Here is a 12475-nt window from a genome sequence, read left to right as displayed (position 1 = left end):
TCAACTGCGCTAACTATGTAACCAACTGTCAATGAGAGCCGTCAAAAGTTATGATATGATAATTATAGATTTTACCAATAGCAAAGAGGTAGGAAAATGATTTCGAAGTTTATTGAAAAAAGAATGCTAAACATGTTAGACGAGTGGTATTCCGCAATGAGCAAACGCAAAATGAATCACGTTTGCACACTGAAAGAGAAAATTGACCAGCACCTTCCTAAGATCAAAAAGAACACAAAGCTTTGGATGCGTTATCAATTGTTTCAGGCCCGCCATCAGTTGCTTTTTGAAAACCAGAACGGACTCGATTCATTGTTCGATGACCTATATGGCCTGGAAGACAAAATGGATGATGAATTGAAGTATTATCTGTATTTTTTCTCTGGATTATATGAAATGGTAAAAACAGCTCCGAAACATGCAGTACATCATTTTAAAAAAGCTGAACAGTACCTGGCCGCCATTCAAAATACGTTTGAAGCCGCTGATTTATATTATCAAACCGCCGGCGCCTATTACTTGATGAAATCACCGCCGCTTTCCATCCAATACGTCAAAAAAGCATTACACATCTATTTGCACCAATTCGGCTATATCAAAAAGGTAATCACCTGTAAACTTTTGCTCGCCGTTAATTATATTGATCAAGAACGCTACGAAAAAGCTGAACAGCTTTTCAAAGACATCATTAGGAAAACCCAGCAATTACATGACGAAAACCTGCTATGCCACGCTTATTATAACCTTGGCTTTTTAAAAGCAACCGAAAAAAAAGACCAGGAAGCGCTTCTTTACTTTAAAAAGGTATTAAAGAATCAAGAATTTGAAACGAATTCTCCAGTCTCGTATCTGCATTGTGTGTACGAATCTGTCAGAGCGCTTTTTAAAACAGGAAAGGTCACAGAAGCGAAAGCCGTCCTGGAAAAAGGGAAAGAATTATCTGAAAAGGTAGACATTCAAACCATTTATTTAAAATTAAAAACGCTTGAAGCACTCTACACCTCAGTGGAAGATCCCTATGAGCAGCTGCTCGAATATGTGATTGAATTAGAAAAAATCGAGGCGTGGGTGGATTTAGAAGTCCTGCTAGAAGATATTACGGAATACTACAAAAAAAAGGACGATTTCGAAAAAGCCGCTTTTTTTATCATGCGCGGCTGATTGAAAACGCCCATTTTCTTATTATCTGACTGAATTGATTAAACCGAGCATTTGATCTCCCATTGTGATCGTTCTGCTGTTCAGCTGATATGAACGCTGGGACGTAATCAAATCTGTCATTTGTTCTGAAATATCGACATTGGACATCTCAAGTGAGCCCTGCTGCATGCCAATGTTTTGTCTATTTGCGCCATTCAGCTCTTCAAAAGCTGCCGCATTATCAATAGAGAAAAGGTTATTCCCTTCCGATTTCAGCTCTTGAGGGTTATTCACTTGGACAACCCCAAGGTTAAACCGCTGGACCGCATTTCCGTTAGAGGCGGTTAACGTGCCGTTCTTATTGATGGTGATATTCTTCATTGAACTGTCGATGTTCACTGTATTGCCGTTTTCATCAAGAACCGGATACCCATTTCCAGTAACGAACTGAAGCTGGTTGGCATTATTGGCTGAAGGCGTTAAATATAATGCTCCGTCTCTCGTATACTGGCGGTTTCCATTTACATTCACCTGAAGATATTGGTATGGTGACGTAAACGCGATATCAAGATCACGATCCGTCTTCTGAACGCTTCCTTGATCAGAGACAAGGCGTGAATTCATCATCGCTCCGACGCCAAGGCGCAAGCCGGGCGGCGTTTTTCGGGCTTTTGCCACTTCCTCGTTTTTTTCATCAACCTGATCGAATTGCTGTCTGACAAGCTCAGAAAAATTCGTATCTTTTGCCTTATAGCCGGTTGTGTTGCTGTTTGAAAGGTTGCTGCTGATGGTGTCAATCTGCTGCTGCAGCTGGTTTAAGGTTGTTGATGCCGTTAGCATTGACCTGAGCATGGTTCATGTCCCCCGTTTTTTCTTCCGTTATCTTAAATTTTTCCGATTTCATTCGCTGCTTTATCCATACTTTTATCGTAAGCCTGAATAACCTTCTGATTCGCCTCAAACGATCTGTACGCTTCAGTCATTTCTGTATAGGCGCTTGTCACATCCACGTTTGAAAGTTCTGAGATGCCTTGTTTTAATGAATAGGATACTTGATTATTTCCAGCTGCGCTTGGCAGATCATTGCCGTCCGCCGTGCTGTACAAATCGTTTCCGTCACGTTTCAGATTGCGGACATCTTCCGCCATTCTGACATCAATCTGGCCGGCTGTCCGTCCGTTTGTTGTCACAGTACCGTTTTCAGACACAGTGAAATTCTCATTATCAACAGTAATTGGCTGGCCATCCGTCGATAAAACAGGGCGTCCGTTGATCGTCAGCTGATTATTCTCATTTAGTGAAAATGTGCTGCTTTTTGAATAACGGATTCCATCCGCTGTTTGAACCGGATAAAAAAGAGCCGCGTTTTCATTGGTTTCCGCATTGATCGGAACTTGATTTTCGACCAATGCAATGTCTGTAGGCTGTTCTGTAGACTTCAGGCTCCCCTGTGTAAGGAGTGGCTTAAGCTCCTGCATGTACACTCCCGTATTCACGGAACCGATTTCCGTCCTCGATGTTCCGGCCGGAGATTTTGATTCAATTCTGCTGAGCAGCATCTCAGGGAACGCTCGCATCGAGCCTTGATCAGCTTTATATCCTGATGTATTTGCGTTTGCAATGTTATTTGAAAGCATTTCCGTTCTTCGCTGCTGGGCAATCATTGCGGATGTTGCTGTATATAATCCTTTTAACAAATTTTCCACCTCTAAAAATGGCATTTTTTCCAGTTGTCATATAGGAACGTTTGTTCTATAATAGAAATCAGTATTTTATCCTATTATCGTCATTTAATATCTTTTCGTGAAGGCTTTTCATAAAAAAACCTCATTCTTTTTCAGAATGAGGTTTGTGAAATCAGCTTAGTTTGCGTTTAGGAAGCTTGTCCATATTATCAAGCATGACACCTGTGCCGATGGCTACGCAATCCATAGGATTTTCAGCAACGAGGACCGGTACCCTCAGTTCTTCGGCAAGCAGCTGGTCAAGACCGTTTAAGAGCGCGCCTCCACCGGTAATAATCACGCCGCGGTCGATAATATCAGCAGAAAGTTCAGGCGGTGTTCTTTCAAGCACTTGTTTCGCAGCCTGAACAATAACAGCGACAGATTCACGAAGGGCTTCTTCAACTTCTTTACTGTTGACTGTAATTGTTCTTGGAAGACCGGAAACCATGTCCCGTCCGCGAATGGAAATTTCCTCGTGACGTGCGTCTGGGAAAACCGTTGCGACTTTAATCTTAATATCCTCCGCAGTACGTTCACCGATAAGCAGCTTGTACTCGCGTTTGATATAATTTAAGATTTCCATGTCAAACTTGTCCCCAGCCATTTTAATAGAAGAGGAGGTGACAATATCGCCCATTGAAATAACCGCGATATCCGTCGTACCGCCTCCGATGTCTACAACCATGTTACCGCTTGGCTGGAATATTTCCATACCCGCGCCGATAGCGGCAACTTTAGGTTCTTCTTCAAGGTATACATGTTTCCCGCCGCTTTTTTCTGCAGCTTCTTTGATTGCTTTTTGCTCAACAGATGTAATATTCGTCGGGCAGCAAATGAGCATGCGCGGCTTTGAAAACAGGCCTTTTACATTTAGCTTGTTAATAAAATGTTTCAGCATTGCTTCTGTTACTTCAAAGTCAGCAATAACTCCGTCTTTCAGCGGGCGAATCGCAACAATATTCCCAGGTGTACGTCCAACCATTCGTCTTGCCTCTTCGCCAACCGCCAGCACTTTGCCGCTGTTTTTATCAAGTGCAACTACGGAAGGTTCATTCAGAACAATTCCTTTACCTTTAACATGGATCAGTACATTTGCAGTACCGAGGTCAATACCAATATCCCTTGCAAACATCTATTTATATCCTCCTTGAAAATCTGTTTCACAGTAAATATCCACATTGTGCCCTAATTATATATATTATCATAAAATATAGAAAAAAAGTTGGAAGCACATTAAGTTCTTTACAAATTTTTGCGGATGTTTTATGAACGATTTCAAGAAGACAACGTCAGGCGATTACGATTGCTGAACAGGCTCTCCCTCGAGTATTTCATCTTTTTTATATTTGAGTTTTGTCGCTTCTCCTCCTCTTAAATGCCTGATGGATTTATGATAATCGAGTATTTCTTTCACTTCGTTTGCCAAGTCGGGGTTAATTTCAGGCAGACGCTCTGTTAAATCCTTGTGTACTGTACTTTTGGAAACACCAAATTCCTTCGCAATGACACGAACGGTTTTCTTTGTCTCCACGATGTACTTCCCTATCTTGATTGTTCGCTCTTTGATGTAATCGTGCACACCACTCGACCTCCCTAAAATGGATGTGAGAAGTGTGAAATGAGATCCGTATTCTGTAAAGAGTCATTCATTATGCCGCTTCTTTGTTGTATGGTTTTAAAAGTAAGTTTGTGAAATATGCCCACGATCCCTCACCTCAAACACTCTCTTTGTTAGGTTTGTAACAGTGTATTAGCATTCTTTTGGGAATATGCTAAAAACTCAATAAGGACAAGGGGTGAAACGAACTTTTTCAGCATCAGCAAACTATTTCGCGTCACTAAATTTTCATCTTTACATCTATTCACCGCTCCTGTAGAATGAAATAAGCAATTAGTTACTTAGGTAAGTTTTTTAGAAGGAGACAGACATGACCTACGTCAACAGACACCTCATTCATCAAATCAACCAAAGCGCCCGCCTGATTGCCAAGAAAGCCAATGAACAGCTGGAGCCATTCGGCCTTTATTCATCTCAATGGTCAGTTTTATATTGTTTGCGTACGATCGGACCAATGACTCAAAAAGAGATTTGGTCCTATTTAAATGTGGAAGCGCCGACTGTCACACGGACGATCAAACGCCTGGAGGAGAACGGCTGGGTCCAGAGACGGCAAGGTGAAGACAAACGGGAAAAACTTGTTGTCCTCACCAAAGAAGCCGAGAAAAAATACGAAGAAATCAATGTGAAAATGCTGAAATTCGAGGAAGAGCTGCTTGCAGATTTCCGGGATGAAGATAAAGAAGCCTTTTCTCATTTATTCCGCATGTTTTTACAACAATGATAATAAGGAAGTGACATACATTTGAAAAAAGCGGATGCGATATGGACCAAGGATTTTATTATGGTCCTGCTTGTCAATTTATTTGTGTTTGTGTTCTTTTATACATTTTTAACGGTATTGCCGATCTATACGCTGCAAGAGCTTGGCGGCACAGAATCACAAGGCGGGCTTTTAATCAGCCTGTTCCTTCTGTCTGCGATCATTACTCGGCCATTCTCCGGGGCCATTATTGAGCGTTTCGGGAAGAAAAGAATGGCGATTATATCGATGGCGTTATTCGCCCTATCATCTTTTCTGTATATGCCGATTCATAACTTTTCCCTGCTGCTCGGATTGCGGTTCTTCCAAGGGATTTGGTTCAGCATTTTAACGACTGTCACAGGTGCAATTGCCGCTGATATTATTCCAGCCAAACGGCGCGGTGAAGGGCTTGGATACTTTGCCATGTCTATGAACCTGGCTATGGCGATCGGGCCTTTCCTTGGCCTGAATTTGATGAGGGTGGTCAGCTTCCCTGTATTCTTTACAGCCTTTGCGCTGTTTATGGTTGCTGGCTTACTTGTTTCGTTCTTGATAAAAGTGCCGCAAAGTAAAGACAGCGGCACGACTGTATTCCGTTTTGCGTTCTCGGATATGTTTGAAAAAGGCGCACTCAAAATTGCGACGGTCGGTTTGTTTATTTCTTTCTGTTATTCAACTGTTACATCATATCTGTCTGTATTCGCCAAATCAGTTGATCTTTCGGATATCAGCGGATACTTCTTTGTTTGCTTTGCGGTGACAATGATGATTGCACGTCCGTTCACAGGGAAACTGTTCGACAAAGTCGGACCTGGCATTGTCATTTACCCATCAATCCTGATTTTCTCTGTGGGACTCTGCATGCTGTCCTTCACACACAGCGGCTTGATGCTTCTGCTTTCAGGAGCGGTTATCGGGCTTGGATACGGATCAATCGTTCCATGTATGCAAACATTGGCGATCCAGAAATCTCCAGCTCACCGCTCAGGTTTTGCAACGGCAACGTTCTTTACCTTCTTTGACAGCGGAATTGCTGTAGGGTCGTATGTATTCGGATTGTTTGTAGCATCTGCCGGCTTCTCTGCCATTTATTTATCAGCGGGGCTGTTCGTTTTAATTGCTCTGCTTCTCTACACGTGGAGCCAGAGAAAACCTGCTGAGGCTGAAGGAAAAGTGTCTATCGCAGAATAACTTGTCAGACTGCCGGGAAATCCCCGGCAGTCTTTTTTGCATCTAAAAAACGGCGTCCCGCTCGGTTGAACGAGAGAACGCCGCTTATAGCAACTATTCAATGACTTTCCGCGCAGGTGAATCAGGATCTAACGTAAAGTCATAGGAATCTTCATCACGATACATCGGATCGGCATAAATGGATTGCTGATCGTTATTTGTTGCTTTTCGATACGACGAAAATGAATCGTATTCATTCTTTTTCCACATCCATATGCCGTCTTGATCCGCTTCCTTATGGTACACGTTATGATTGACCGTATTGCCTTCATTTTCTGTAAAATCGTTTCCGATAAATAATCTTGAATCACTGGCCGTCAAAATATTCTTTTCGATTGTGTTGTTTTTCGTATCGTACTGCAGCAGCAGTTGTCCGCCATACAGCCCCTTTGTGTCATTCCGGTACATAATGTTGTGTGCAATCAGAGAATTGCTGGTTCCGCCCCGCTTTTTGTCATATCCTCCGATTGAAATACCGGTGTACGCATTGTTGTACACTTTGTTATCTGTGATCTGAATAGCATTTGCATACTTTCCTTTATGTTCAGATGTTGCTTCAATCCCAATATCGTTATCGTAAACTGTGTTGTTCTTAATCTCGATACCGTTTCCGCCATCGACATAAATCCCGCCCGCTGAGTAGTCGTCCCCATAGGCAGGATTGCCGTAAGTCGAGTTTTGATAAACCGTATTGTTTTCTACGACACCGTTTCGCACGTAATCGTTTTTATCCGCGGTTCCCTCATAACCGATAAGATCAATCCCAATGTTGTTATTGTTGCGGACCACATTGCCTGCAACAGTAAAGCCATCGATATTACCGTTCAGCACAACTGCTTCACTCGCTCCAAGCGTCAGTTTCTCAACTGTATTGTCCTCGATTCGGATGTCCTTCATGCTGCCAGTCCCATAAACTGCGATTCCGTGGGCATTTCCTTCATCCGCTGCTGTCTTAATACCCTGGATATGATTATCCTTGATGGCGATATGACTGCTGGACCCTGACACATAAATCCCCATAGCAGTTGCTTCCTCAGATGAAACAGAAAGATCTTGAATCGTTAAACCGCTGATGGCAATGTCATGTTTATCGTGAATGCGAATCAGCGGTGTTTCATATTCAGCGTTCGCAACGGATTCACCGGTAATCACGACGTTTTCATTTTCATAGTTTCGGAACGTGATAGGCTTTCCGTCCGTACCGCTGTGCTTCACATCAAGGATTTCATGATACGTGCCCTCTCGAATCATGACGGTTGTGCCGGGAGCAGCCTTCTCAGATGCGTGTGCCAATGTACGAAACGGTTTTTCTTTTGTTCCTTCATTTTGATCGCTGCCATTTGGCGAAACATATAGGCAGTCTTCATCTCTTTCCTCATTCGCTTTTGTCTCATCAAAAACGAAAGCGAAGATGCCCAACGCTAAAACACCTGCCAAAAGAATAAAATACCTTTTTCTCATTTTCGATTCCCATTTCGTTTTAGAATAGATTTCTAAAACCATTATAAATGCTCTATTTATGGAAAACCATTTCAAAAATATGAAAATATACCGTTTATATAGATCTTATTCAGCCTGGCGGACCTGTGCAGGTTCAACCGTTTCAATCGCCGACGATGCAGGCGGGTGAACACGCATCAGAACAATGTAGAAAAGAAAGGAGATCAGCACACCTACAAACCAAGAAATATCGTATAAGCTCTTCAATGCAGGAACATACATGCCAATCAGCGAAATCAGCGCTCCTAACATTGTGGCTGCGAACGCACGGTAATTGTAGCCCTTCCAATACACATACCGTCCTGTTTCGGAATACAAGTCATCTACCGAGAGCTCACGTTTGCGAATGATAAAATAATCGGCCATCATCACGCCTGCCACCGGTCCAAGCATGCCGCCTATTAAACCGAGAAACGCATACACGCTTGTCGCACTCTCCATCAGCTTCCACGGAACCGTAAATAAAGCGAGCAACGCTGTGATAAAGCTGCCGCGTTTGAAATTAATATATTTCGGCAGGGCATTCGCTATATCATAAGCGGGCGATACGATGTTCGCCGCGACATTTACAGAGATCGTGGCGATGCAGAGCGTGATGACGGACAAGACGATGACATAAGGGTTATCAAACCGCGCCAAAATATCGACAACATCCCAAATCGGTTCTCCGAACGCGACCTGCGAGCCGGAGGTCACCGTAATACTGGCGAAAGCAAACAGCGCAAATGTTCCCGGCAAACCGTAAAATTGCCCTTTGATTTGCTCCTTTTGTGTTTCAGCAAACCGTGTAAAATCAGGTATATTTAAAATTAATGTCGCCCAGATGCCGATGATGCCGGTCACTCCGGCAGCAAACGGCCAGAATGTTTCTGAAAACATATGAAACTTTCCTGGCTGAGAGTATATCGGCCCCAATCCTCCGGCAATATCGACGGCCCACCATACCATACCGCCAAATACCAGATACACTAAAGGCCCTGCCCATACCTCAAAACGTTTAATTGACTCCATGCCGTGATGCAATACGAGTAAATGAACGGCCCAAAAGAATACAAAAGAAAGCAAACCAGGCAAGTGAATGCCGAGAATGTTCCACTCGCCGCCAATTTCTCCCCAGCCCGGCCACATATTCAAAAGCAAAATGTTCAGTGCCGTGCTGCCCGCAAAGGTCTGGATGCCAAGCCACATGATGGCTGTAAACGCCCTCAGAAGCGCGGGGACATTTGCGCCATATATCCCGTAAGAAGCCCGGATGATCACCGGAAACGGCAGCCCGTATTTTGTCCCCGCATGGCCGTTTAAGGCAAGAGCGCAAAATAAGATAAGCGATGCCGTAATAATGATCGCCAGCACCTGCCAAGGCGAAAGGCCGATCGCAATTAATCCTCCCACCGTCGCGTATGTCGGTATATTATGTATACATCCCATCCAAATGGAGGCAAAGTTCATTGCTCTCCATGTCCGTTTTTCCTGCCCCAAAGGCACCAAGTCTTCATTGCTCAGCCTGTTGGACTGCTGCTGACTCTCTTTTAATTTCATAGCCGGCTCCCCTTTCGATATTGTCTGCTCTCCATCACATGTATCGTTTTCTGACATTCGATGTCACTTAATATAACTGAAGAATCAGACAATAACATTGGCTATGATGTACAATTTTCTTATTTGTATTTGAACAGCCTAAACAAGAAAAAGAGACAGACCCTCAGAGCCCGTCTCTTTCTCAAGATGCAGTTTTCATTAATGCAGCAAATCTCACAGCCATTAACAGGCTTGCTCCCCCCGTGATGATCATAATGATTCCCATCATATCAAAATGGGCTGCCGTGATTTCTTTACCAAAAAGAATGCCAAGAATCACCGAAGATAAAATCGATCCTAGGTAACGGCAGGTTTGAAACAGCCCGGAAGTCGTTCCTACCATGTTGGAAGGACTCGTTTTCAGCATTGCTGCCTGAAGCGCGACATTTCCCAGTCCGTAGCCTATACCCAAGAGCGATAGAATGAGGCCTTTCCCAATGGTCTCGACATTGATAAAAAAGATGGTTAAGAGCACAGCTCCAACCGTCATCAAAAGCGCTCCAACAAAGATTGGCTTGACGACACCTGATCGGTCGATCCATTTGCCCGTAACAGGTGACACAATGATGCTCATTCCAGACATAAACAGCATAAACAGGCCGCTCGTTTGAACAGAAAGATGCATTTCATCCTGAAAATAACTTGGCAGACCAAAAAATAAACAATAGAAGAAAACATTCAGCAAAATAAATTGAACATATACGGCTGACAGGTTTCGCTGTGTTTTAAACAGACGGACATCAATGAAGGGCTTATCCGTTTTCAGCTCGCGCCAGACAAACGCACAGAGCAGAAGCACGCCAAGCACACCTTCAACCGCATGCGGCGTTGTGCTGAACGACAGAAGGAAGGATAGAAGGAAAATGATTCCCCCGGCAAATAAAACAATTCCAAGAATGTCGAGCTGCCGAATAATCGTTTTGATTCCTGTCCCTTTTTTCTGATCCTTCGGGAACATATACAGGCCCAAAAAGAAGCTGAGGATAATAAACGGCAAATTAACGATAAAGATCGCCGGCCAGCCGCCCCACACAATTAAAAACCCGCCGACTGTCGGCCCCAGCGCCGTCATGGCGGACGCAAAGATAGAAAGTACAGCCAAGGCTGAAGCTTGGCGCTCATGAATATGATTCCGAATCAATCCGACACCTGACGGATAAATCGCACTGCTCCCCACCGATTGAAACAGCCGCATGACCAATAATGTCATAAATGTTGGCGCAAACGGTGCTCCGATGGCTGAAACCGCTACAAGAATAAGCCCGAATAAAAACAAGCGTTTCCGCCCAATTAAATCACCGAGCTTTCCCGTTACAGGCTGCGCTACGGCACTTGCCAGGTAAAACGAGGAAATCAGCCAAGAAACCGTTGTAAACGAGAGGTGAAACTCATGCTGGATGCTATGGAGCGCGAGAGAAATCATAGACGAGTTCAGCGGATTCAGCATTGTTCCCGAAGCCACCGCTGTTAAAAATACAGCCCGGCTTTTTTTCGATAACATCATTTCACTTGTTCCAGAAATTCTTCCGTTGTCCGCGATTTACCGATTCTCGGGAAAATAAAGCGCAGTGTAGCTTCATGCTCTTCATCGCTAAACGTGGACATGGCATCTGTAATAAAAATCTGCTGATAGCCAAGCTGAAAGGCCTCGCGCGCTGTACTTTCCACCCCAATGTTCGTTGCAATGCCGCACAATACAATCGTATCAATGCCTCGGCGTCTCAGCTGCAAGTCTAAATCTGTGCCAAAAAACGCACCCCACTGCCGTTTTGTCACCGTGTAATCTCCATCCTGCACACCGATTTCCGGAACAAATTCGGCCCAGTCCGCCGGCATCTCCCCTGAACCTGCCTGCGCAGGCTCATCCGTTTGCGGCTTCAGGGCGTCCACTCCATCGTGAAAGGCTACATTTACAAAGCTGATGAACCCGTTCTGTTTCCGAAATTCTTCTACAAGCTTTTTCGCGTTCGGGACAACCTGGCCGCTTTGATCAATCGGCACAATCCCCTTTTGTAAATCAATGATCACCAATGCTGTTTTTTGAAAATCAATGTTGAGTGTATTCATCATACGTCTCCTCCTGATGCTGTTAGTGTTTCTCACATTGCATATTTTACTCTTCACACTGCCTAAGTTCTTTTTTGATGCTTGTGAAATTCTCAGAAGGAGCGTTTTCTCATGATTTTTCTTTTATGTAATAGTAACAGGTTGTGCATACGAACAAACCGGCAAGCACTGTAATCATAAGGGGCGTCATCACTTCATCACCTGCCTGCCGTCTATCGGTTCCTGCTTGAAAATGCCTATGAATTTGCGGCGATCCATCCAAAGCAGGATGAGACACATAACCATTAATATCGTGCTAAGATCCTGCACGCCAATATCAAAACAATAGTTAATCAAGACGATGTTCACTATAATGGGCATAAAAATAACTGCCCCTAATGCAGCCGTTCGCGGAATCAGTAATAAAACAGCTGCTAAAATTTCACCAAAACCTATAAACAGTTCATAGACATGAGAATAACCGAAAAATGCCCACGCGATGGTAAACCCCTTCCCGGCAGCCGCCTCGATTTCAGGCGTCACCTCGCCAAACTGGCCAATCACCACTTTCGCCAAACCATACACGAAAAAATTAAAGGCTAAAAACAATCGGAACGTCGCGGGAATCGACTTGCGCACCGCTCTCCTCAACCTGCCGCCTTTATTCATCACCCATCCCCCTAAGTGTATTATTTGATGTAGTACAATTAATACAATATATAGTATTCTAATTAATGTCAATTCCCTTTTCCGTTCATATGAACATCTTCTTTTATAGATATAAAGTCTTATATCATAAAAAAATGCTGTTCTCCTTTCTTTCCATCCTTCGATAACATTCCCTGAAAAACCATGTTAGGAAATCTTACATGAAAATGTTTTATCATTCTT

13 protein-coding genes are annotated in these 12475 nt (G+C 43.7%); 3 read left to right on the top strand and 10 right to left on the bottom strand.

All coding sequences use genetic code 11. The annotated features are described in order from the left end of the window. Positions 1-96: 96 nt before the first annotated feature. Positions 97-1161: an aspartate phosphatase RapD gene (rapD, locus tag QA442_RS03175; protein ID WP_071581738.1), complete on the top strand. Its 1065-nt coding sequence runs from the start codon at positions 97-99 to the stop codon at positions 1159-1161. A 21-nt stretch (positions 1162-1182) separates the two neighbouring features. Here rapD and flhP read toward each other — a convergent pair whose 3' ends face one another. The 5 genes from flhP to QA442_RS03150 all read right to left on the bottom strand — a co-directional run bounded on the left by flhP (position 1183) and on the right by QA442_RS03150 (position 4571). Next, entirely contained in the window at positions 1183-1992 is an 810-nt protein-coding gene (gene flhP, locus QA442_RS03170; RefSeq protein ID WP_071581739.1) for a flagellar hook-basal body complex protein FlhP, read from the bottom strand. 32 nt (positions 1993-2024) lie between these two features. Beyond that, positions 2025-2837, bottom strand: a complete 813-nt coding sequence (gene flhO / locus QA442_RS03165) for a flagellar hook-basal body complex protein FlhO (protein ID WP_014665667.1) — start codon at positions 2835-2837, stop codon at positions 2025-2027. Positions 2838-2997: 160 nt separating this feature from the next. Then, on the bottom strand, positions 2998-3999 hold the full coding sequence (gene mbl / locus QA442_RS03160; protein WP_014665668.1) for a cell shape-determining protein Mbl: 1002 nt from the start codon (positions 3997-3999) through the stop codon (positions 2998-3000). Between the two features lie 165 nt (positions 4000-4164). Continuing rightward, entirely contained in the window at positions 4165-4446 is a 282-nt protein-coding gene (gene spoIIID, locus QA442_RS03155; RefSeq protein WP_003221804.1) for a sporulation transcriptional regulator SpoIIID, read from the bottom strand. A 14-nt stretch (positions 4447-4460) separates the two neighbouring features. Next, entirely contained in the window at positions 4461-4571 is a 111-nt protein-coding gene (locus QA442_RS03150) for a protein usd (RefSeq protein WP_080478284.1), read from the bottom strand. A 224-nt stretch (positions 4572-4795) separates the two neighbouring features. On the opposite strand from QA442_RS03150, the gene QA442_RS03145 reads away from it, so the two are divergent. Together QA442_RS03145 and QA442_RS03140 are read left to right on the top strand one after the other, a co-directional pair. Continuing rightward, positions 4796-5209 carry a MarR family winged helix-turn-helix transcriptional regulator gene (locus QA442_RS03145; RefSeq protein ID WP_003235672.1) on the top strand — a complete coding sequence of 138 codons (414 nt, stop codon included), beginning with the start codon at positions 4796-4798 and terminating at the stop codon, positions 5207-5209. A 21-nt stretch (positions 5210-5230) separates the two neighbouring features. Next, the gene (locus tag QA442_RS03140) at positions 5231-6421 is read left to right on the top strand and encodes an MFS transporter (RefSeq protein ID WP_014665669.1); all 1191 of its coding nucleotides are present in this window, start codon (positions 5231-5233) and stop codon (positions 6419-6421) included. 93 nt (positions 6422-6514) lie between these two features. On the opposite strand, the gene QA442_RS03135 is transcribed toward QA442_RS03140, so the two are convergent. The 5 genes from QA442_RS03135 to QA442_RS03115 all read right to left on the bottom strand — a co-directional run bounded on the left by QA442_RS03135 (position 6515) and on the right by QA442_RS03115 (position 12256). Then, on the bottom strand, positions 6515-7921 hold the full coding sequence (locus QA442_RS03135; RefSeq protein WP_095432277.1) for a right-handed parallel beta-helix repeat-containing protein: 1407 nt from the start codon (positions 7919-7921) through the stop codon (positions 6515-6517). Between the two features lie 105 nt (positions 7922-8026). Continuing rightward, positions 8027-9499 (bottom strand): allantoin permease, encoded by a 1473-nt coding sequence (gene pucI / locus QA442_RS03130; RefSeq protein ID WP_095432217.1) that lies wholly within the window; start codon positions 9497-9499, stop codon positions 8027-8029. A 181-nt stretch (positions 9500-9680) separates the two neighbouring features. Then, complete coding sequence (locus QA442_RS03125; protein WP_095432278.1) at positions 9681-11039, bottom strand: MFS transporter; 1359 nt, start codon at positions 11037-11039, stop codon at positions 9681-9683. Further along, entirely contained in the window at positions 11039-11608 is a 570-nt protein-coding gene (locus QA442_RS03120) for a hydrolase (protein ID WP_095432218.1), read from the bottom strand. Before QA442_RS03120 ends, QA442_RS03125 begins: the two co-directional genes overlap by 1 nt. A 186-nt stretch (positions 11609-11794) precedes the next feature. Next, positions 11795-12256 (bottom strand): hypothetical protein, encoded by a 462-nt coding sequence (locus tag QA442_RS03115; RefSeq protein WP_095432219.1) that lies wholly within the window; start codon positions 12254-12256, stop codon positions 11795-11797. Positions 12257-12475 lie beyond the last annotated feature (219 nt).

It is taken from the genome of Bacillus stercoris (genome assembly GCF_029772985.1).
Taxonomy (GTDB): domain Bacteria; phylum Bacillota; class Bacilli; order Bacillales; family Bacillaceae; genus Bacillus; species Bacillus stercoris.
Note: the sequence above shows the minus strand (reverse complement) of the source record. Positions and strands in the feature narration are given on the sequence as shown.